Origin of the sequence: Cellulosimicrobium arenosum (genome assembly GCF_014837295.1) — a bacterium.
Lineage (GTDB): Bacteria > Actinomycetota > Actinomycetes > Actinomycetales > Cellulomonadaceae > Cellulosimicrobium > Cellulosimicrobium arenosum.
The window spans coordinates 57,166-77,542 of the sequence record NZ_JACYHB010000016.1; the positions used below are offsets into that span (position 1 = coordinate 57,166).

The window sequence follows — 20,377 nt, forward strand, 5'->3', positions numbered from 1 at the left end:
CACGCGCTCCCGGGCCGTACCCAGCTCTCGCCGATCATCATCGACCGACCACGACATGGTGGCACAGAGCACCCCGCGGGGGGAAGCCGTAGGGCCGATCACTCGTCTCGACGGGTGCGCGGGGATCGTCCGGCCGCCGGAGCACCGCGAGGCCCGCACCCCGAAGGGTGCGGGCCTCGCGTGCGTGCAGTCCCGGTCCCGCTCACGCGGGACCGGTGGGGGTCACTTGACGGTGACGGTGGCGCCGGCGCCCTCGAGGGCAGCCTTGGCCTTGTCCGCGGCGTCCTTCGCGACGTTCTCGAGGACGGGCTTGGGAGCGCCGTCGACGAGGTCCTTGGCCTCCTTCAGGCCGAGGGACGTGAGGGCGCGCACCTCCTTGATGACCTGGATCTTCTTGTCGCCGGCGGCCTCGAGGACGACGTCGAACTCGGTCTTCTCCTCGACCTCCTCGGCGGCGCCGCCACCGGCGGCGGCGGGGGCGGCAGCGGCGACGGGCGCCGCGGCGGTGACCTCGAAGGTCTCCTCGAAGGCCTTCACGAACTCGTTGAGCTCGATGAGGGTCAGGTCCTTGAACTGCGAGATGAGCTCGTCGGTGCTGAGCTTCGCCATGATGGCGTTCCTTTCGTCAGTGCTCGGCAAGGGCCCGGTGCGGGCCTGCCAGAAGCGGGGTTGTGTGCTTGCGCTGTCGCGATCGCGTGCCGGAGCACGGGATCAGGCGGCAGCGCCCTCCGATTCCTGCTTCTGGCGCAGGGCATCGATGACGCGGGCGGCCTGGGCGGTGTTCGCGGTGAAGACGTACGCGGCCTGGTAGAGCTTGGCCTTCATCGCGCCGGCCGCCTTGGCCAGCAGGACCTCGCGGGACTCGAGGTCCGCGAGCTTCGTGACCTCCGCAGCGGTCAGGGGGCGTCCGTCGAGGACACCGCCCTTGATGACCAGTGCGGGGTTCGCCTTGGCGAAGTCACGCAGACCCTTGGCTGCCTCGACCGGGTCCCCGGTGACGAAGGCAATGGCCGACGGGCCCTGCAGGTCGGCGTCGAGTCCCTCGACACCGGCCTCCTTGGCCGCGATGGCGGTCAGCGTGTTCTTCACCACGGCGTAGGTTGCGTTGCCGCTGAGCGACCGACGCAGCTGCTTGAGCTGCGCGACGGTGAGCCCGCGGTACTCGGTCAGCACGGCAGCGTTCGAGTCGCGGAACTTGTCCGAGATCTCGGTGACTGCGGCTGCCTTGTCCGGCCTCGCCATGGCAATCCTTCCGGTGGTGGTACCACCGGCCCCGGAACGAGGAAGAGCCCCGCGCAGGCGCGGGGCTCGGTGTCGCGGCCGGCACGGGGCCGGACTCACGTCGTCGATTCGCTACCTGCGCTGGCCTCCACCTCGTGGTGGGACTTCGGCCTTCACGTCCTGCAGAGGAGTCTGCGGGCAGCGTCGGACGACCGGCGGTCTTGGGTACCCGAGCATCGTACGGGACGACGGCGCGTGGTCCAAACCGCGGCAGGAGAGCAGGACGAGCGGACCGGGTGCGCCGCGCCGGCGGAGGGGCCGAGAAGGTCACAGCACGAGCGGTCCGAAGCACACGAGAGGAACGGGTTCGGGCTCGTCGATGACTGCCCGCGCCAACGCCACCCCAGGCATCGCGCCGCCGCGCAGCTCCGCATGCAGTGCAGGCATGACGCGCGCGGCGACATCGTCGCGCAGCGGGGCGACGCTCGCGATCACCGCGCGCGCCCCGAGCCGGAGCAGGACGCTCGTCAGGCCGAGGGACTCCCCTCCGATGCGCGGGGTCGACAGGCCCACCTCGCAGGCCGAGAGCACGACGACGACGCCGTTCAGGTCGATGCCGTCCAGCTCGTGGGCGAAGAGCGGACCGTCCGTGAGCCGGATCGACGAGAAGAGCGGGTTGTCGGTCTCGTGCGCCCCGTGCGCGGCCAGGTGGACCACGCCGGCGCCGTCGAGACCGTCGACGACCGCTGCGCACGTCGCGCTCGCGCCGGTCAGAAGGGCCGCCGACTGCCAGGCACCCGCCACGAGACGCGCCTCCGCGCTCGAGAACCGCAGCCCCGGGCCACCGACGACCAGTGCATGGTCGGTACGGCGCTGAGGCTGCCCCTGCCGGAGATCTATCCAGGAGTTCGCCCACGTGCGCAGCCCGCGTCGCGACGGGAGCGCGGCCCACGGGACACCGAGCAGGACGTTGCGCGCCGCAAGATGCAGGTCTCCCTCGGCCTCGAGAGGCGCGATCAAGGTGTCGTCCAACCAGGCGAGCGTGCGCTGCAAGGACCCGAGTGCGGCCTCGCGCATGGGGACGGGTATGAGTGCGTTGGACAGGACCGCGAAGTCCGCTCGCGCCCGGCGCACGTGCTCAGACACCTGCTCGAGCGACGCCAGGCGCCGCAGTCGCGATCCCCGCCCGCCGACGCGCACCGCGGTGACCGCTCCCCCGTCGACCAGCAGGTCTGCGACGACCGTCGACGAGCCGGTGTCCGCGAGCGCGGCACGCAGCGCCCGCTCCGTCGTCGCTACCGGTACCGCAACCTCTCCGGAGTCCAGCCACGACCGGCGCCGGGCCTCTTCCTGCAGACGGCGTGCCTCTCGCAGGTGCTGCTGCCGCTCGAGCTGGAGCTCGCCGTCGGCCGCCGACCCGATGTCGCGCGCGGCCTCGACCTCCCGGCGCGCCCGGGTGAGCAGCCCGGCGTGCGCGGGGTCCGACGGTGGCCGGATGCGTCCCGACCCCGCGAACGCTGCGCGTCCGCGCTCGACCGCGTCGAAGACGGCGGCAGGGCGCCGCGTCCACAGTGCAGCGGAGACGTCGACGTTTCCCAGTCGAACGGCATGGACGGCCGTGGCAGTCACTGCGTCCACGGACCCGAGCCGGGCACGGTGCTCCGCGATCGCCTGTTGTCCGCGACGCACGGAGCGGACACCGTCGCGCCGGTCCCCGTCCGCGAAGGCGAGCTGGGCTCGCACGGCGTGGTGCTGGACCCGGACCGGGAAAGGTGCCCATGCAGGCAGCCGCCGGACTGCGCCGAGGATCTCGCGCGCGGCATCGGTCTCGCCTCCGAGCAGAGACCACTCGGCGGCATACAGCCTCGCGGGCACACTGACGCCGAACCTCGCGATCACGCCCCGCTCGTCGCCCGCCAGAGCGACCTTGAGCGCGAGGCCGCTCCGTCTCCGGGCGCGACGTCGCGCCTCGGAGACGGTGTCCGTCTCGGAGCGGTCCGCTCCGAGCATGGCCTCGAGCTCGACGACGCGGGCGTAGAGGCACCACGTCGGGTTGCCTGACCGCTGGTACAACCGTCTCGCCTGCACCGCGACCTCGCGTGCCTCGTCGAACCGGCGCAGCCCGACCAGACATCGGGCCCGGTCGAGCAGCGACTCCGCCCGTTCCAAGCCGAGTCCTTCGTCATCCAGGAGTGACTCGGCCTCTTCCAGTGCACGCTCCGCCTCGTTCAGCAGGCCGACCTCGAACAGCACCCGCGCGCGCCCGACCAGAGCCATCCCGTCGGCGCCGTCGGGAAGCAGCGCGACCGACTCGTCCATGAAACGGAGCGCCGCCGGCATGTCGCCCTGCGCGTAGTGCGCGTAGCCGATGTTGTGCAGCGCGAAAGAGGCGTAGTAGTCGTTGCCCAGGACCCGGGCGTGATGGAGCGCCGCCTCGAAGTCGCGCAGCGCCGCGTCGATCTGCCCGCCGTCCACGTACGCCGAGCCGCGGTTGAGCCGCAGCAGGGTCATGTCACGCTGGTTGGTCTCGTCGGCCTCGTCCAGTGCCGCCGTCAGCTCGCGCAAGGCCGCCTGGCCATCCCCTGAACGCAGGAGCAGCAGCCCTCGCTGCCCGTGCACCGACGACCGCAACCGAGGATCTCCGACCTCCAGGGCGATGGCCTCCGCACGGTCGAGCACCTGGTTGCCGGCTCCGACACTTCCCCGAAGCGCGTAGACGCACGCCGCCGCGCCCACCAGTGCGCGCACGCGCAGCTCGCACGACCAGTCCGTCGCCCCCGCCGACCGCTCCCACCGTTCGACGTCGCGGACGAGCGCGCGAAAGGCGGTGTGCGCGGGACGCACCCTGGCCAGCGCGTTCAGCTCCTGCGCGGCACGGAGGCGGTCGGTGAACATCGCGCGTGCGTCACCGTTCACACGACCGCCCCCGACACGGGATCAGACGGTCGCGGCCCCGTCGGCGAACAGTCGCGGCACACGACGCACAGCATCCCACGCCAGACCTGTGCGCTGCGAGGCCGCGTCGTCGCCGGACGCGTCGGCTGCGTCACGGCGTCTCCCGCCGCCTTGTGCGGTCGTCCGCCCTTCGAGGAGTCGCGCGGCAATCTCTCCCGCGAGGTACGGGGCGGAGAACGACGTGCCGCTCCACGTCGCGAACCCGCCGCCGAAGTCGTCGGGATCCACCGACGCCCGCACCCCTGGTCCGAGCCGCTCGGGCAGCCGGACCGACGGCGTCAACGGGCCGTCGATGGTGGTGGGCATCGTGCTGACGACGGCGGCTCCGGGCTTCACCGCCGTCACCCACGGCCCGTCGTTGCTGAAGACCGCGACGGTCGAGTCCGGGTTCGTCGCCCCGACCGCGAGGATCGGCGTGTACTCGGCCTTCAGGTCGGCACGCTCGCGCGGGACCGCACCCGCCGGCGTCCTGTCCACGTGCGGCGTCCAGGCGGCGGGGAACATCGGGCGCGTCGTCCCGTCGTTCCCCGCTGCGACGACCACGATGATCCCCGCACGGCGCAGAGCACGCAGCACCCGCCGCAGCGGACCGTCGTACCCGTAGTCCTCCGGCTGCTCGTGGTAATAGCCCATCGCGAGCACGACGACGTCGACCGGATGGCAGCCCTTCTCGCCACGCAGCCCACGGCGGTGGAAGCGCAGGAGACGCCACAGCGTGTGCAGCACCTCCCATTCCGGGACGTCCCCCGACCCGCCGAAGGCTCGCACGGACAGCAGCACCGCGTCCGGGCACAGCTGGTGCACGATGCCCGCTTGGAACGTCCCGTGGCCGGCGACCGGGTCGAGCGGTCCCGTGAGCGGGTCCTTGCTCATCCCGCCGTACTCCGCGTCCTCCGAGTCGATGCGCGGCACGGGGAAGGTCCCGATCGGGCTCCCGTCCAGCTCCGCGTCGCGCACGACGATCGAGTGCCGCGTGTCCGACCGCTCCCCGGGTGTGTAGTCACCGAACCAGGGATGGGTGCCGACGCCGGTGTCCACGAGCGCGACGACCGGCCGGCGGGTGCCGTCCTTCGCCTCCCAGGGCGACGAACCGTCGGCGAGCCTGCGCACGGGTGCCGGTGCGATCATGCGGACGGGCGTCAGGCCGCCGGACCCCGGATGGCCGTACTCGTCGACCGCACCCACCGGTAGCGGCGACGTCCGAGGCCGGGCGACAGGGATGAACGGCAGCGGAGACGTGCGCCGTTGGGCGCGCAGGACGTGGTCGAGACCGGCCGCGGGCGCCTCGAGCCCGTCGTCCGGAGCGAGGTCGCGCAGCTCGGACGTCACCCGCTCGAGCACCTCCCACGTGTCTGCCTCGACGTCGTCGGAGCGGACGGGCACGAAACGCAGGGCATACCCGAACGGAGACTCGGCGTCGTCGTCCTCGTCCAGTGCGAGGTCTCCCAGCCGACCGTCGTAGACGACCTGATATCCCATGTCCGCGGCGATCCGACGGACGCCGTCGAGCCACGTCGTCGGCTGCTCGTCCCCCGACCACCTCGGGAGCGCGACCTCAGCTGTCGGGCCGCCCGCTCGCAAGGCCTCCGCGTCCGAGGACGCGAGGTCCCGCAGGGCGCGGGGAGGCGCACCCCGCACGATGATGCGGTCCGCCACGTAGGCCGTGGGTTCCACCCGAGAGGCGCCAGGGCTGCGCCGCACACGCTCGGGATCCAGGTGTCGGACGGGTCGACGACCGCCGACGGCATCACGGACCGTCCGCGACGGGGGGATCTCAGGGGTCTCGCTCACGGGCTCCTCCTAGTGGTCGGGGAATCTCGCTGCGCCGCTCCAGTGCGGGCAGGAAGCAGGGTCGGGGCATGTGCGGGCGGCGGCTCTCGGAGACGCCGCAGCGTGCTGCGGACCCGAGTCGGTCCGCAGCAGGCCTGTCGGCGCTAGAGCTCGATGACCGGCGTGCTCACGGCGCCGCCGGAACCATCGGCGCGTCGGACGACGAGGCTCGCAGGACCGCGCTCCACGGCGTCGAACGCGAAGCGGCCGTCGTCGTCGCTCGAGGCCTCCGACACCGAGCCGGGCCGGTGCAGCTCGACGCGCAGCGCCGTCGCTGGCGCGGCCCAGCCGTCGATGCGGACGAGGCCGCCGTCCGCCGGGGACAGCGAGATCATCACGGTCACGGACTCCGACGTGAACGTGATCGTGCGTGCCTCGACGGGTGGGGCGTCGCCCCGGACGGACATCGCGGGGGCCTGGACGTACTCGAGCTCCATGACCTCGGCCTCGAGCCCGGCGAGCGTGATGGCGAACAACGACCGGTCGACAAGACCTGCGGGGACGGGGTCGATCTCGTCCGCGATGCGTGCCAGATCGGCGAGCAGGGCGACGTCGACCTCGTCCAGCGGCTCGTCGGGGCTGTGCGTGAACTCTGCGTTCATGGTGTTTCCCACGATTCCCCCTGGTCGTCGATGATGTCGCGCAGCTTGGCCAGGCAGCGGCCGCGCGTCGAGCCGATGCTGCCCACCGGCATGCCGGTGGCGGCCGAGATGGCCTTGTAGTCCGGGCGGTCGGCGAGCGACACGAGCCGCAGCAGCTTCTGGCACCGCTCCGGCAGCCGCGCCATCGCCTGCCACAGGCCCCGGTCGCGCTCGTTGCCCAGCACCTCCGCCTCCGGGGAGGGGGCCGACGAGGGCAGCTCCGGGATCCCCTCGTCGGTGTCGTCGGGGAGCTCGGTGCGGCGTCGCGCCTCGTCACGGTGCCGGCGGACCGCCTCCCAGGAGGCGCGCTTGGCCGTGATCAGCAACCACTTGAGGACCGCGTGCGGCTCCTTGATCGTCGTCGCGTTGCGCACGAGCGCGACCCACACCGTCTGGACGAGGTCGTCGGCCTGCTCACGATCCACGCCCTGCGCGCGCACGGTGTGCCACAGGAGCGGCGTGGCCTCGCGCACGAACGCCTCGAACGCGTGCGTCCGGCCCTCCCGGTACTCGAGGAGCGCGAACGCCCCTCGGTCGCCGAGGCTCTCCTCGGACTCGCCGGTCGGCACCTGTTCGTCTGTCGGTCTGCTCATCGACTCGGTCCTCGGGACGCTCGTCGGGTTGGGTCTCAGCAGCGGGTCGCTCGGATCAGGTGATCCTATGGCGGCACCGATCGGGTCGACAACCATGATCATCGGTCACCACCCTTCTGCTGCGCACTGCATCGGTCCATCGTTCTCCTCGGTGGTGATGCGCGGGCCGGGGCCCACCGAGCCCCGCACGGGACTCTCCACCTGGACGAGAGGCCGCACGAGGTCGCCTGATACGTCCTGAGCGAGACAGTTCAGCACATTTCGCCGACGGACCCGGGACCCATCCGATCTCTCGGTGCACTACGAACCCTGCCCGAGGCGCGGGAACGACCCGCGCGCCGTCCACGGAAGCAGGTACCGCCATGAGCTCGTCCCCGAACCGACTCCTCGCCGCCGTCTTCGGCGCGGTCTACCTGCTCGTGGGCCTCGCCGGGTTCCTCGTCACCTCCGGTGTCGGGTTCGCCGCCACCGAGGGCGACGAGCTGCTGATCTTCGAGGTGAACCCGCTGCACAACATCGTCCACCTCGGCGTGGGCGCGGCGTTGCTCCTCGCGTCGCGCTCGACCGGCGGCGCGCGGGCCGTGAACATCACGATCGGCACGGTGTACCTGCTCGTCGGCGTGGTCGGGCTCTTCCTCGTGGGGACCGCGGCGAACATCATCGCGCTCAACGGCGCCGACAACGTGCTGCACCTCGCGAGCGCGATCCTGCTGCTCGGCGTGGGTCTCGCCGCCGACACGCGGCCGGGCAGCCACGCCGCGACGGCGTGACCGGGCGTGCGCCGCTGCTGCGGGTGCTCGTCGGCTTCGCGCTCCTCGGTGCCGGGATCGTCAACCTCGGGCTCTCCCGGGGGACGCTCCCGGCCACGGGAGGGCTCGTCGCCCTGGGGCTCGGGACCATCGAGATCCCGTGCGCGCTGCTGACGCTCGCCGACCGCCGGCCCCGCCGCCTCGGCGCGCAGGCCCTCGGACGCGTCGCCGTCGGCCTGCTCGTGGTCGGGAGCATCACCCAGGCGGCGCTCACCGTGCTCGGCGGCCAGACCCTCGGGTCCGCCGTCACCGCCGTCGCGGCTCTGCAGATCGCGGGCGCCGGGACGATCGGGGTGCTCACGCGGCCGGAGCTCGGGTCGCGCCCGCTGCCGGCGCGGCGCGCCACGACGACCGTCGGAGCCCTCTTCGTCGCCGCGGTCGTGGTCGCGACGGTCACGACGTTCGGGCTGAGCGGCACGGAGGCCGCGGAGCACGCGGTCCCCCACGGCGACCACCACCTCCCCGACCTGCCGGGGCTGCACGTCCGACACCAGCCGTAGCACGACCGACAACCGCTCCCCGTCCCCGGCCTGCCGGCGAGAGCAAGGTCGGGAGACGCCGACGGCGCGGCTCCCCCGGGGGAGCCGCGCCGTCGGCGTGTGCAGGGTCTGCGGTGTCAGGCCGCGTCGTCCTCGAGAAGCTTCGTCGTCTTGGACTGGTCCAGCGGGATGCCGGGGCCCATCGTCGTCGTCATCGTGGCCTTGCTGATGTAGCGGCCCTTCGAGGACGACGGCTTGAGGCGCAGGACCTCGTCGAGCGCCGACGCGTAGTTCTCCACCAGCTGCTTCTCTTCGAACGAGACCTTGCCGATGATGAAGTGCAGGTTCGCGTGCTTGTCGACACGGAACTCGATCTTGCCGCCCTTGATGTCGGACACGGCCTTGGTCACGTCCATCGTCACGGTGCCGGTCTTCGGGTTCGGCATGAGACCACGCGGGCCCAGCACCTTACCGAGACGACCGACCTTGCCCATGAGGTCCGGCGTCGCGACCGCGGCGTCGAAGTCCGTGTAGCCCGCGGCGACCTTCTCGATCAGCTCGTCGCCACCGACCTCGTCGGCACCGGCCGCACGTGCCTCCTCCGCCTTCGCCGCGTTCGCGAAGACGATGACGCGGGCGGTCTTGCCCGTGCCGTGCGGGAGGTTGACCGTGCCGCGGACCATCTGGTCCGCCTTGCGCGGGTCGACGCTCAGGCGGAACACGACCTCGACGGTCGCGTCGTACTTGACCGACGACGTCTCCTTGGCGAGACGGACGGCCTCGAGCGGAGCGTAGAGACGCTCACGGTCGATCTTCTCCTCGGCGTTGCGGTACGCCTTGCTGCGCGTTGCCATGCTGCTTCTCCTTCTGCAGTCGTGGTCAGCGGGTCCGCGCGGACCCTGCCACTGCCGTCCACGGATCGTGGACGGACGAATCTGGTGGTGCCGCTCAGTCCTGGACGGTAATGCCCATGGAGCGGGCGGTGCCGGCGATGATCTTCGACGCGGCGTCGAGGTCGTTCGCGTTGAGGTCCTCGAGCTTGGTCTGGGCGATCTCGCGCACCTGGGCCGAGGTCAGCTTCGCGACCTTGACCGTGTGCGGCGTCGACGAGCCCTTGGGGACGCCCGCGGCCTTCTTGATCAGCTCGGCGGCCGGCGGCGTCTTGGTGATGAAGGTGAAGGAACGGTCCTCGTAGACCGTGATCTCCACCGGGACGACGTTGCCGCGCTGCGACTCGGTCGCCGCGTTGTAGGCCTTGCAGAACTCCATGATGTTGACGCCGTGCTGTCCGAGCGCGGGGCCGATCGGGGGCGCCGGGTTCGCGGCACCCGCCTGGATCTGGAGCTTGATGAGGCCGGAGACCTTCTTCTTGGGAGGCATGCTGGTTCCCTGTCTTTCGTGTCGTGGGCCGACGCCTTGGGCGATGACCCGGTTGCAGTGCTGCGTGCTCGCGAGCGGCGGGTGCCGCTCACCGCCTCAGGGGCGAGTCAGATCTTGGCGACCTGGTTGAACGACAGCTCGACCGGGGTCTCCCGGCCGAAGATGGAGACGAGGACCTTGAGCTTCTGGTTCTCGGCGTTGATCTCGGAGATCGTGGCGGGCAGCGTGTCGAACGGCCCGTCGGTGACGGTGACGGACTCGCCGACCGTGAAGTCGACCTCGACCGGAGCCCGGCCCGAGGCGCCACCCGCTGCGGGCTTGCCCGGCTCGGCGGCGGCGGGGGCCAGCATCGGCGCGAGCATCGAGAAGACCTCGTCGAGCGTCAGCGGCACGGGCTGGTGCGTGTGCCCGACGAAACCCGTGACTCCCGGGGTGTGGCGCACGGCGCCCCACGACTCGTCGGTGAGCTCCATCCGCACGAGGACGTAGCCGGGGATCCGCACGCGTCGAACGATCTTCTTCTGCGCGTTCTTGATCTCGGCCACCTCCTCCATGGGGACCTCGATCTGGAAGATGTAGTCCTCCATGTTCAGGCTCTGGATGCGGTTCTCCAGGTTCGCCTTCACACGGTTCTCGTAGCCCGCGTAGGAGTGGATCACGTACCAGTCGCCGAACTGCGAGCGCAGCGTGCGCTTGAACTCCGCGACCGGGTCCTCGATGACGTCGCCGTCCTCGTCGACCGCGCGTGCGTCGTCCTCGTCCGTCGCCTCGGCGGCGTCCTCCGCCACCTCGACGTCCTCGGTCACGTCGGCATCCTCGGCAGCGGGCACGCCGGAGGCCTCGTCGACCTGGTCCTCGCCGCCCTCCGGCTGCGTCGGGTCGACGTTCTCCGTCTGGTCCAGCGGCTCCTGGGACACGAACGAACCTGCTTTCTGCTGACCTGCTCGAATGACTGGTGGACGTAGGGCGGTCCGTGGCGCCCGCGGAGGCCGATCGCGCTCGCGACGCCGCCGGGCGACCGCCCGGCCGGGGAGCTAGCTCCCGAAGATCCAGAAGGTGGCCTTGCCGATCCCCAGGTCGAGCACGAACACGAACGCCATGACGACCGCCACGAACACGAGGACCACCGTGGTGTAGGTGATGAGCTCGGACCGGGTGGGGGTCACGACCTTGCGCAGCTCGGCCACGACCTGACGCACGAACAACGCGATGCGCGCGAAGAAGTTGGGCTTCTTGCCCTCGACGGACCGGCCCTTCTGCGCCTTGTCGCCGTGTGCGTCGTCCGCGCCTACGGCCTCTGACGGTGACTCGCTCACTCGATCTTCCCCATCGTTCGCGTACGGGACGTGCCCTGGACCTGTTGGAACCCTTCTCTGTAACCCGTTCCCGGACTACGCGCACCCCGGGGGATGCGTCCTGCAGGGTAGACAGGGCTCGAACCTGCAACCTGCGGTTTTGGAGACCGCTGCGCTACCAATTGCGCCACTACCCTTCGTTGCCGACGCCCTGTCCACACCTCGCGCGACACCCCTCCCGGGGCGCACTTCAGCCTGGTGGACGTCAACCACCGAGGGTCAACTGTACGCGACGCGACGGCCCGGGTCGAACCGCCGCCCGGACCACGGGGGCTCCGCCGTCCACCGATCGGTGGACGACGGGTCCCGCCGACCGGTCGTCGCGGCGTGGAGCCCGCGCTCGGCACGCTGATGGCATGACGACGACACGCGGCGGACCCGCCGCCGCCCCTGCCCCGCCGACCCGGCTCACCACGGAACGCCGAGCCGCGGCCGTCGAGGTGTGCGGGCTGCGCAAGGCGTACGGCACGAAGCAGGCCGTGGACGGCCTGGACCTGCGCGTCGAGCGCGGCGAGATCTTCGCCGTCCTCGGCCCCAACGGCGCCGGCAAGACGACCACCGTCGAGATCCTGGAGGGCTTCCGCCGCCGGGACGCGGGCGAGGTGCGCGTGCTCGGGGAGGACCCCCAGAGCGCGGGCCGCGCCTGGCGCGCGCGCCTCGGCGTCGTGCTCCAGGACTCGCGCGACCAGTCCGAGCTGACGGTCGCCGAGCTGGTCCGTCACTTCGCCGGCTTCTACCCCGCACCTCGCGACCCGGACGAGGTCGTGGACGCCGTCGGGCTGCGCGCCAAGGCGGGCACGCGGACGCGACAGCTCTCCGGCGGGCAGCGGCGTCGCCTCGACGTCGCGCTCGGCATCGTCGGACGCCCCGAGCTGCTGTTCCTCGACGAGCCCACGACGGGGTTCGACCCGCAGGCTCGCCGCTCCTTCTGGGAGCTCGTGCTGTCGCTGCGCGACGGCGGCACGACCATCGTCCTGACCACGCACTACCTCGACGAGGCCGCGCACCTGGCCGACCGGGTGGCCGTCGTGCGCGACGGTCGGGTCGTCGCGCTGGACGCGCCCGACCGCCTCGGCGGGGTCGCCGCGCGGCGACCCGTCGTGCGCTGGTTGGACGGCGGCACGTGGCGCTGCGAGCGCACCGACTCCCCCACCGCGCTCGTCACGTCGCTCGTGGCCAGTGGTGCGGGCACGGACGGCGAGGTGCCCGGGCTCGAGGTGACCCGCCCGAGCCTCGAGGACGTGTATCTCGACCTCATCGACGGCGGCGCGGCGACGCCGTCGATCGCACCCGGGACCCTCGCCGAGGAGGCACGACCGTGACCGCACCCACCACGTCCGCCGCACCGACGGGCGGATCCGGCCGCGTCGCCCGGTCGTCACCCGCGCTGCCAGGGCCCCTCCGCCTCGGGCTCGCCCGTTCGGCCGCGGAGCTGCGCGCGTTCTTCCGCGAGCGCGACGCGGTGATCTTCATCTTCACGTACCCCGTCATCATGCTGGCGATCTTCGCGTCGGTGTTCGACGGCCAGGACCAGGGCACGGACGGCTACGGCGTCCCGTTCGCACAGTACTTCCTGCCGGGGATGGTCGCGACGGGCGTCATGCTCACGAGCTTCCAGTCGCTCGCCATCTCGATCGCGGTCGAGCGCGACGACGGCACGCTCAAGCGGCTGCGCTCGACGCCGCTGCCCGCGACGGCCTACTTCTACGGCAAGGTCGGGCTGGTCCTCGCGACGGCGCTCGTGCAGACCGCCCTGCTCCTGGCACTGGCCGCGATCGCGTTCGACGTCCCCATGCCGTGGACCATGCCCGACGGCGCGGGGCGGGTCGCGACGTTCGCCTGGGTGTTCGTCCTGGGCTGTGCCGCGGGCGCGGTGTGCGGCGTCGCGTTCTCGTCGATCCCCCGGTCGGGGAGGTCCGCGACGGCGGTCGTCACGCCGGTCGTCCTCGTCCTGCAGTTCATCTCCGGCGTGTTCTTCGCGTTCTTCGCGCTGCCGTCGTGGATGCAGTCCGTGGCGTCGGTGTTCCCCCTCAGGTGGATGGCGCAGGGCATGCGGTCGGTCTTCCTGCCGGAGCAGGCGGCGGCGCTCGAGCCGTCGGGGTCGTGGCAGCACGGCGCGACGGCTGCTGTACTGGTGGCATGGCTGGTGGTGGGTCTCGTGGTGGGCGCGCGCACGTTCCGGTGGCGGCGCCGTGACGACGGCTGACCGCGCGGACGTCGACGACGCCGAGCCCAGCGCCACCGCACAGCTCGACGGCACGTGGACGCGCGACGTGCGCTGGTGGGACCTGGCGTTCTACGTCATCGTCACCCTCAGCGCCGTCGCGCTGTTCACGACGGAGCTCTCCCGTGCCGCCCTGGTCGTGGCGCTCGCGGCGATCGGCGCGATCCTGCTCGCCTACACCGTCTGGGGGCGGCGGGCCGCCCGCACGCGCGACCAGGTCGCCGCGCACCTGTACCTGCTCGTGGCCGTCGCGGGGACGGTCGTGGTCGCCGCGCAGGACACGCTCGGGACCCTGCTGCTGTTCGCGACGTTCACCCAGATCTGGATGATGTCGGAGCACCTGTGGGCGCAGGTCGTGCTGTGCGTCGTCCTCGCGGGCGGCACCGCCGTCGCGCTCGCGTGGGACGCGACCGCAGGACGGGTGGACCCCGACGCGCTCGTGAGCACCGCGCCCCAGATGGGGGTCGCGCTCGCCTTCTCCCTCGGCCTCGGGCTGTGGACCGCGCACACGATGCGGCAGGCGGAGCGGCACGCGCGGCTCGTCGACGAGCTGCGCGCGACCCAGGCCGAGCTCGCGCGCTCGCACCACCGCGCCGGCGTCGCCGCCGAGCGTGAGCGCGTCGCGCGTGAGATCCACGACACGCTCGCCCAGGGCTTCACGAGCGTCGTCATGCTCGCCCAGGCCGCGGGCGCCGACCTCGACCGGGGCGCGACCGACGCGGCGCGCGACCGGCTCGCGATCGTCGAGGCGACGGCACGCGAGAACCTCGCGGAGGCGCGCGCGCTCGTCGCCGCGACAGGTCCCGTGCCGCTGGCGGCGGGCGGGACGCTGGTCGAGGCGGTCGCTCGGCTCGCGCAGCGGTTCGGCACCGAGTCGGGTGTCGAGGTGACGACCTCCCTCGCCGACGTCTGCGGCCTGTCCAGCGCGGAGCAGGTCGTGCTGCTGCGCTCGGCGCAGGAGGCGCTGGCGAACGTCCGCCGGCACGCGGCGGCTCGCACGGCACGTGTCGTGCTCACCCAGGACGTCGGCGCCACGGTCCTCGAGGTGGTCGACGACGGGCGTGGCCTGCCCGTCGGCCGCACCGAGGGCTACGGGCTGCGGGGGATGCGCGAGCGGGTCGCGGCCGAGGGCGGGACGGTCGTCGTGGGCGACGGACCGAGCGGCGGCACGCGCGTCGAGGTCCGCCTGCCCGCGGCGGTCCCCGTCGACCGGTCGCCGACCGCCCGGACGCGTGCGCTGCCCGGGCTGCCTGCTCTGCGCCGGACGGGGGCAGGGTCCTGACCGCGGCGGTGCGCGTGCTCGTCGTGGACGACCATCCCGTGGTGCGGTCGGGAATCATCGGCATGCTCGCGGCCGAGCCCGACCTGGACGTGGTCGGCGAGGCGGGCGACGGCGAGCAGGCCGTCGCGCTCGCGGCGGAGCTGCGCCCCGACGTCGTGCTGATGGACCTGCGCATGCCCGTGCTCGACGGCGTCGGCGCGACGTCCGCGATCGTCGGCGGGCCCGGCGGTGCGGGCGGCCGGGACGTGCCGCGCGTCGTCGTGCTCACGACGTACGAGACCGACACCGACATCCTGCGCGCGGTGGAGGCCGGTGCGACGGGCTACCTGCTCAAGGACACGCCGCGCGACGAGCTCGTCGCGGGCGTGCGGGCCGCGGCGCGCGGGCAGACGGTCCTCGCGCCGAGCGTCGCGACCCGGCTCGTGACGTCGGTGCGCGGCGGACGGCTGACGGACCGCGAGGTCGAGGTGCTGCGCCTCGTCTCCCGTGGCCGGTCGAACGCCGCGATCGGGCGGGAGCTGTTCATCACCGAGGCGACGGTCAAGACGCACCTGCTGCGCTCGTTCGCCAAGCTCGACGTCGACGACCGGACCGCGGCGGTGACGGTCGCGATGCAGCGGGGCTACCTCACCGGTCCGTGACAGACTCCCGGTGTGCGAGACCTGGCGACGCTTCCCAAGGCCCACCTGCACCTGCACTTCACGGGGTCCATGCGGGTCGAGACCCTGCGCGACCTCGCGCAGCAGTACGGCGTGCGCCTGCCGACGGCGCTCCTGGACGGCGACCCGCTGCGCCTGCCGGCCACCGAGCGTGGCTGGTTCCGCTTCCAGCGTCTGTACGACGCGGCGCGCGCGTGCGTGCGGTCCGAGGCGGACATGCGGCGCATCGTGCTGGAGGCGGCGCAGGACGACGCCGCGGAGGGGTCGGGGCGCCTCGAGATCCAGGTGGACCCGACGTCGTACGCACCGTTCGTCGGGGGCATCACGCCCGCGGTCGAGATCGTGCTCGACGAGGCCCGGTCCGCGAGCGCCGCGACGGGCACCGAGGTCGCCGTGGTCGTCGCGGCGTCGCGGACCCGCCACCCGCTCGACGCCCGGTCGCTCGCCCGGCTCGCGGCGCAGTACGCGGGCGAGGGCGCCGGCGAGGTCGTCGGGTTCGGGCTGAGCAACGACGAACGCCGCGGCGACACGTCGGAGTTCGCGCACGCCTTCGCGATCGCGCGGCGCGCCGGGCTGGCGTCCGTGCCGCACGGCGGCGAGCTCCTCGGGCCCGCGCACGTGCACGAGGTCGTGACGGCGCTGGAGCCGGACCGTCTCGGTCACGGGGTGCGCACCGCGGAGGACCGGCGCCTCCTCGAGGACGTGGTGGAGCGCGGGGTCGCCCTCGAGGTGTGCCCCGCGTCCAACGTCTCCCTCGGGGTGTACGACGACGCCGGCCAGGTCCCGCTCGGCACGCTCGTCGACGCCGGCGCCCGGGTCGCGCTCGGGGCGGACGACCCGCTGCTGTTCGGGTCGCGGCTCGTCGCTCAGTACGAGACGGCCCGCCACGAGCACGGCTTCACGGACGACGACCTGGCGGACCTGGCGCGCGCCTCGATCCGGGCGAGCCGCGCGTCGTCGGGCACGAAGTCACGGCTCCTGTCGGACGTCACCGCCTGGATGGCGGACCCGCCCGCTCGGTGAGAACGACGACCTGCCCCGGGAGCACCTCTCGACGGCCGAGCACCGCTGCGCGGTCGGGGCGGCGCTGTCCCGGCGGGTCTTGACACGTCGGCCTGATCGCGTCAAAGTATCAATGTGTCAATACATATTGTCTTCCTTGCGCTGCTGGTCGCCGTGCCCGCCGTCGTCGTCGCGTGGGTGGTGGGCCGGGTCCTGCGCGACCGGCCGTCGTCGGACGGGCCGGCCGTGGTCACCGATCCGGCGGCCGCGGTCGGCGCGCGACGCCACGCCGGCACCGGGGCGCTCGTCGCAGTCCTCGTCGCCGTCCTCGTCGCCCTCGTCGCGCTGCCCGTCGCGAGCCATACCGCCTCGAGCACCCTGTCCGGCCTCGCCGGCGGCGTCGCGTACGGCGTCGCCCCCGCGACCGCGGGTCTCTCGTTCCTCGCGGTGCTCGCGCTGACCGAGGTCACGTGGCCGTCCCCCTCCGGCGAGCGCCGCAGCGCGAGCCTCGTGCCGCGCAGCGTGCGGGACGTCGCCCCGCACCGCCTGCGCCGGTGGACCTGGGTGACGGCCCTCCTCGCGACCCTGACCACGCTGGCCTGCGGCCTGACCGCCGAGCCGGACGGCAGGTCGGTCGGCTACGTCGACGGTCTCGTGTCCGGCGCGAGCAGCCCCTACCCGGGCTGGTTCTACGGGCTGCCGCTCCTCGGCGCGTGCCTGCTCGTGCTCGCCGGTGCCGAGGCGTGCCTGCGCCTCGTCGTCTCCCGCCCTGCCGTCGCGGGCGTCGACACGCAGTGGGACCTGGGGCTGCGCCGGCTCTCGGCCCATCGTCTGCTGCGGGGTGCGCAGCTCACGATCGGCCTCACGACCGCGGGGATGCTGGTCGTCGCCGGCAAGGCGGCGACGAGCACCGCCACGAACGCCGGGCTGAACGGCGCGAGCGCCGGCCCCGTCGGCGTGCTGGGCGCCGTCGCCCTCGGCCTCGGCATCGCGCTGGCTCTCACCGTGGTGGTCGTCGCACTGCTCCCCGGGACCCCGGCGGGCACTCGCCGCGGCGTCGCACGCGCGGAGCCCGCGTCGGCGGGCGGCACCGGGGCGGACGGGGACATCACCCGTGCCCGCTGACCTGCGCGTCGAGATCGACCTCGCCTCCGGCGTGCCGCCGTACGAGCAGATCCGCGCCCAGGTCGTGGCGCACGTCGCATCCGGGCGGCTCGCCGTGGGCGACCGGCTGCCGACCATCCGCGCGCTCGCGAGCGACCTCGGGCTCGCACCCGGCACCGTCGCCCGGGCGTACCGCGAGCTCGAGGCGGCCGGAGCGGTCACGACACGACGCCGGGCCGGGACCGTCGTGTCCGACGGCGCGACCGCGGCCGACGTCGTCGCGCGCCACGCGGCGAACGAGCTCGTGCGCACGGCACGTGCTGTGGGGCTCTCGGACGACGCCGTCCTCGACCTCGTGCGCGGAGCGCTGCTCCACCACGACCCGGCGGCCGCCCCCGACGATCCGGTCGCGCCGGACGTCTCCTGAGGGAGCGGCGACGAGTTACAGCACGGTCACGATCCGGGGCGACCGCGCCACGGGCGTGCACGGGCGACCCGAGCGGGGCGCATCATGGTTCTCCCGCACCGAGAGTGCTGAGCGACAGGGGCCGACATGGTTGAGCACGACACCTCGCGACGCGGCATGCCGGGCCATGACGCACGACGCGGCACGCGTCGCGTCGTCGTACCGGTGCTCGTCGCCCTGCTCGCGCTCGCGGGCTGCCAGGCAGGACTGCCCGACATGGAGCCGGGTCGCGCACCGACGGCCACGACGACGGAGCCGGCGAGCGCCGACGCGTCCCCGACCAGCACCGAGGCCCCGGCACCGGAGCCCTCGACGACGGCACCGACCGAGGAACCGTCCGAGGAACCGAGCGACGAACCGAGCGAGGAACCGGCCGAGGACCTCACGGACACGGCGACCGAGACCCCGACCGAGGAGCCCGAGCCCGAGCCCGAGGCGACCGAGACCCCGGCCGAGAAGCCCGCGGAGCCCGAGAAGCCGGCGGCGCTGGTGCGCGGAGCGAGCGGCGAGCGCGTCACGGCGCTGCAGGCACGCCTGCACGAGCTCGGATACTTCATCGGTTCGCCGGACGGGTCGTTCGGCCCCGGGACGCAGCAGGCGGTGTGGGCGCTGCAGAAGGCGGCGGGGATCTCGCGGGACGGCGTCGTCGGCCCGGCCACGCAGGCGGCGCTCGACGACGGGGTGCGGCCGGGGGCCCAGAGCTCGTCGGGCAAGGTGATCGAGATCGACCTTGGCCGTCAGCTCCTCCTCGCGGTCGAGGACGGGAAGGTCGTCACGGTGATCAACGCATCCGGCGGCAGCGGTGAGGCGTTCGAGGCCAAGGGCCGGCAGTACCACGCCAACACGCCGCGCGGGACGTTCCAGGTGGGTCGCCAGGTGGACGCGGACTACGAGTCCAGTCTCGAGCTGGGCAGCATGTGGCGACCCAAGTTCTTCACCGGCGGTATCGCGGTCCACGGGTCGCCGTCCATCCCGCCGTGGGGCGCCTCGCACGGGTGCGTGCGCGTCGCGAACGGCGCGATGAACTGGATCTGGGACTCGTGGGGCGCTCCGCCCGGGACGACCGTCCTCGTCTACTGATCCCCGAGCGCGTGCTCGTGCCGCGGCCAGGGGCAGGTCGGCCTCGCGTCGGAGGAAGACTCCGACGGGCTCAGAGGGAGACCCCGACGAGCACGGGCTCGGGCACGAGCTCGACACCGAACGACTCGCGCACGCCGTCGCGCACGGCGCGGGCCAGCTCGACGACGTCGCCCGCGCTCGCTCCCCCACGGTTGGTGAGCGCGAGCGTGTGCCGGGTGGACAGCGTCGCGGGACTGGCCGCGCCGTGCACGCCGTACCCCTTGGCGAAGCCCGCGTGCTCGATGAGCCAGGCGGCCGACGTCTTGACGAGGGACGGGTCGATCTCCCCGAGGCTCGGCCCGGTGGTCCTGCTCGGCGTCGCGGACCGCACCGGGAACCGCGGCGCGTCGGCAGGGAGCGTGTCGGCCGCCTCGGCCGGGACGACCGGGTTGGTGAAGAACGACCCCGCGCTCCAGCGGTCGTGGTCGGGCGCCGGGGTGCCGGAGCCCGTGCCGGGTTCGGCCCCGCCGTCGAGCAGCATGCCCTTGCGCCCGCGCAGCTCGAGCACCGCGGCACGCACGTCCGCGCTCGGCGCCCGGTCCCCCACCTGCACGCCGAGGGCGCGCGCCAGCTCCGGGTAGGCGACCGGCGCCGACAGCGACCCGAGCCGGGACTGGAACGCGACGTCGAGCACGACGTACCGCGGGCTCGGATACCACGGGGTGCTCGGGTCCGCGGCCACGCGGTGCATGCTCTGCTTGAGCAGCGACGTGCGGTAGCCGAAACCGAGCTCGCCCACGGCGAGGGTACGTACGCGCGACTGCGCGCGGTCCCACACGCGCACCGACGAGACCACGCCCGCGACCTCCTGCCCGTAGGCACCGATGTTCTGCACGGGCGCGGCGCCCACCGTGCCCGGGATGCCGGACAGGGCCTCCACCCCGACCCACTCCTCGGTCACGGCCCGCGCGACGAGGGAGTCCCAGTCCTGCCCGGCGGGCGCGTGGAAGCTCGCCCCGCCGCACGAGTCCTGGGCGTCGACCGTGACCCCCGTGCGGCGGTCGCGCACCACGACGCCGGCGAAGCCGTCGTCGCCCACGAGCAGGTTGGAGCCGCCGCCCAGCACGAGCAGCGCCTCCCCCGCGTCGTCCGCGGCTCGCACCGTCTCGACGAGCTCGGCATCGCTCGTGACCTCGACGTACCGGTCGGCGGGACCTCCGACGCGGAGCGTCGTGAGCTCGGCGAGCGCCGGCTCGCCGACGGACGCCGGGCGCAGGCCCGGGGCGGTCGCGAGCGCGCTCGTCGGGTCGCCGGGGCG

At 73.1% G+C, this 20,377-nt stretch carries 21 protein-coding genes and 1 tRNA gene; 10 read left to right on the top strand and 12 right to left on the bottom strand.

All coding sequences use genetic code 11. From position 1 onward, the window contains the following. Positions 1-222: 222 nt before the first annotated feature. The 6 genes from rplL to IF651_RS15930 form a co-directional block, all read right to left on the bottom strand. Positions 223-609, bottom strand: coding sequence for a 50S ribosomal protein L7/L12 (gene rplL, locus IF651_RS15905; protein ID WP_191830110.1), 387 nt, complete (start codon positions 607-609; stop codon positions 223-225). A gap of 102 nt (positions 610-711) precedes the next feature. After that, positions 712-1,242 (bottom strand): 50S ribosomal protein L10, encoded by a 531-nt coding sequence (rplJ, locus tag IF651_RS15910; RefSeq protein WP_191830111.1) that lies wholly within the window; start codon positions 1,240-1,242, stop codon positions 712-714. Positions 1,243-1,548: 306 nt separating this feature from the next. Next, positions 1,549-4,116: a CHAT domain-containing protein gene (locus IF651_RS15915; RefSeq protein WP_191830112.1), complete on the bottom strand. Its 2,568-nt coding sequence runs from the start codon at positions 4,114-4,116 to the stop codon at positions 1,549-1,551. A 42-nt stretch (positions 4,117-4,158) separates the two neighbouring features. Next, positions 4,159-5,967 (bottom strand): S8 family serine peptidase, encoded by a 1,809-nt coding sequence (locus tag IF651_RS18315; RefSeq protein WP_191830113.1) that lies wholly within the window; start codon positions 5,965-5,967, stop codon positions 4,159-4,161. Between the two features lie 143 nt (positions 5,968-6,110). Continuing rightward, positions 6,111-6,608 (bottom strand): hypothetical protein, encoded by a 498-nt coding sequence (locus IF651_RS15925; RefSeq protein ID WP_191830114.1) that lies wholly within the window; start codon positions 6,606-6,608, stop codon positions 6,111-6,113. Next, positions 6,605-7,240 (bottom strand): RNA polymerase sigma factor, encoded by a 636-nt coding sequence (locus tag IF651_RS15930; protein WP_191830115.1) that lies wholly within the window; start codon positions 7,238-7,240, stop codon positions 6,605-6,607. The genes IF651_RS15925 and IF651_RS15930 overlap by 4 nt, the downstream gene beginning before the upstream one ends. Before the next feature lie 362 nt (positions 7,241-7,602). Here IF651_RS15930 and IF651_RS15935 point away from each other — a divergent pair, with 362 nt between their 5' ends. Together IF651_RS15935 and IF651_RS15940 are read left to right on the top strand one after the other, a co-directional pair. After that, complete coding sequence (locus IF651_RS15935; protein ID WP_191830116.1) at positions 7,603-8,010, top strand: DUF4383 domain-containing protein; 408 nt, start codon at positions 7,603-7,605, stop codon at positions 8,008-8,010. Further along, a complete protein-coding gene (locus tag IF651_RS15940; RefSeq protein WP_191830117.1) occupies positions 8,007-8,549 on the top strand; it encodes a hypothetical protein in 543 nt (180 codons plus the stop codon). The genes IF651_RS15935 and IF651_RS15940 overlap by 4 nt, the downstream gene beginning before the upstream one ends. A gap of 116 nt (positions 8,550-8,665) precedes the next feature. Here IF651_RS15940 and rplA read toward each other — a convergent pair whose 3' ends face one another. The 5 genes from rplA to IF651_RS15965 all read right to left on the bottom strand — a co-directional run bounded on the left by rplA (position 8,666) and on the right by IF651_RS15965 (position 11,400). Beyond that, positions 8,666-9,382 (bottom strand): 50S ribosomal protein L1, encoded by a 717-nt coding sequence (gene rplA / locus IF651_RS15945; protein WP_191830118.1) that lies wholly within the window; start codon positions 9,380-9,382, stop codon positions 8,666-8,668. 94 nt (positions 9,383-9,476) lie between these two features. Next, positions 9,477-9,908: a 50S ribosomal protein L11 gene (rplK, locus tag IF651_RS15950; protein ID WP_191830119.1), complete on the bottom strand. Its 432-nt coding sequence runs from the start codon at positions 9,906-9,908 to the stop codon at positions 9,477-9,479. Positions 9,909-10,015: 107 nt separating this feature from the next. Then, positions 10,016-10,825: a transcription termination/antitermination protein NusG gene (nusG, locus tag IF651_RS15955; RefSeq protein ID WP_191830120.1), complete on the bottom strand. Its 810-nt coding sequence runs from the start codon at positions 10,823-10,825 to the stop codon at positions 10,016-10,018. A 117-nt stretch (positions 10,826-10,942) separates the two neighbouring features. Next, entirely contained in the window at positions 10,943-11,224 is a 282-nt protein-coding gene (gene secE / locus IF651_RS15960; RefSeq protein ID WP_191830121.1) for a preprotein translocase subunit SecE, read from the bottom strand. 103 nt (positions 11,225-11,327) lie between these two features. Further along, positions 11,328-11,400: transfer RNA gene (locus IF651_RS15965), tRNA-Trp, on the bottom strand. Between the two features lie 219 nt (positions 11,401-11,619). Between IF651_RS15965 and IF651_RS15970 the strand changes: the two genes are divergently transcribed. The 8 genes from IF651_RS15970 to IF651_RS16005 all read left to right on the top strand — a co-directional run bounded on the left by IF651_RS15970 (position 11,620) and on the right by IF651_RS16005 (position 19,080). Then, a complete protein-coding gene (locus IF651_RS15970; RefSeq protein WP_191830122.1) occupies positions 11,620-12,585 on the top strand; it encodes an ABC transporter ATP-binding protein in 966 nt (321 codons plus the stop codon). After that, positions 12,582-13,469: an ABC transporter permease gene (locus tag IF651_RS15975; protein ID WP_191830123.1), complete on the top strand. Its 888-nt coding sequence runs from the start codon at positions 12,582-12,584 to the stop codon at positions 13,467-13,469. The genes IF651_RS15970 and IF651_RS15975 overlap by 4 nt, the downstream gene beginning before the upstream one ends. Further along, the gene (locus IF651_RS18320) at positions 13,456-14,769 is read left to right on the top strand and encodes a histidine kinase (protein ID WP_191830124.1); all 1,314 of its coding nucleotides are present in this window, start codon (positions 13,456-13,458) and stop codon (positions 14,767-14,769) included. The genes IF651_RS15975 and IF651_RS18320 overlap by 14 nt, the downstream gene beginning before the upstream one ends. Before the next feature lie 8 nt (positions 14,770-14,777). Then, positions 14,778-15,410, top strand: a complete 633-nt coding sequence (locus IF651_RS15985) for a response regulator (RefSeq protein WP_338404008.1) — start codon at positions 14,778-14,780, stop codon at positions 15,408-15,410. 12 nt (positions 15,411-15,422) lie between these two features. After that, positions 15,423-16,451, top strand: coding sequence for an adenosine deaminase (locus IF651_RS15990; protein WP_191830125.1), 1,029 nt, complete (start codon positions 15,423-15,425; stop codon positions 16,449-16,451). Between the two features lie 114 nt (positions 16,452-16,565). Beyond that, complete coding sequence (locus IF651_RS15995; RefSeq protein ID WP_191830126.1) at positions 16,566-17,555, top strand: hypothetical protein; 990 nt, start codon at positions 16,566-16,568, stop codon at positions 17,553-17,555. Beyond that, entirely contained in the window at positions 17,545-17,961 is a 417-nt protein-coding gene (locus tag IF651_RS16000) for a GntR family transcriptional regulator (protein ID WP_191830127.1), read from the top strand. The genes IF651_RS15995 and IF651_RS16000 overlap by 11 nt, the downstream gene beginning before the upstream one ends. Before the next feature lie 126 nt (positions 17,962-18,087). Further along, positions 18,088-19,080, top strand: coding sequence for a L,D-transpeptidase family protein (locus IF651_RS16005; RefSeq protein ID WP_241744527.1), 993 nt, complete (start codon positions 18,088-18,090; stop codon positions 19,078-19,080). Between the two features lie 70 nt (positions 19,081-19,150). Here the strand turns inward: IF651_RS16005 and IF651_RS16010 are convergent, their stop codons facing one another. Next, a complete protein-coding gene (locus tag IF651_RS16010) occupies positions 19,151-20,335 on the bottom strand; it encodes a UDP-N-acetylmuramate dehydrogenase (RefSeq protein ID WP_191830160.1) in 1,185 nt (394 codons plus the stop codon). Between the last annotated feature and the right edge of the window lie 42 nt (positions 20,336-20,377).

Coding starts and splice junctions, on each gene's coding strand:
- rplL (WP_191830110.1), bottom strand. CDS start 609: ATGGCGAAGCTCAGCACCGACGAGCTCATCTCGCAGTTCAAGGACCTG.
- rplJ (WP_191830111.1), bottom strand. CDS start 1,242: ATGGCGAGGCCGGACAAGGCAGCCGCAGTCACCGAGATCTCGGACAAG.
- IF651_RS15915 (WP_191830112.1), bottom strand. CDS start 4,116: ATGTTCACCGACCGCCTCCGTGCCGCGCAGGAGCTGAACGCGCTGGCC.
- IF651_RS15925 (WP_191830114.1), bottom strand. CDS start 6,608: ATGAACGCAGAGTTCACGCACAGCCCCGACGAGCCGCTGGACGAGGTC.
- IF651_RS15930 (WP_191830115.1), bottom strand. CDS start 7,240: ATGAGCAGACCGACAGACGAACAGGTGCCGACCGGCGAGTCCGAGGAG.
- IF651_RS15935 (WP_191830116.1), top strand. CDS start 7,603: ATGAGCTCGTCCCCGAACCGACTCCTCGCCGCCGTCTTCGGCGCGGTC.
- rplA (WP_191830118.1), bottom strand. CDS start 9,382: ATGGCAACGCGCAGCAAGGCGTACCGCAACGCCGAGGAGAAGATCGAC.
- rplK (WP_191830119.1), bottom strand. CDS start 9,908: ATGCCTCCCAAGAAGAAGGTCTCCGGCCTCATCAAGCTCCAGATCCAG.
- IF651_RS15970 (WP_191830122.1), top strand. CDS start 11,620: ATGACGACGACACGCGGCGGACCCGCCGCCGCCCCTGCCCCGCCGACC.
- IF651_RS16005 (WP_241744527.1), top strand. CDS start 18,088: ATGGTTGAGCACGACACCTCGCGACGCGGCATGCCGGGCCATGACGCA.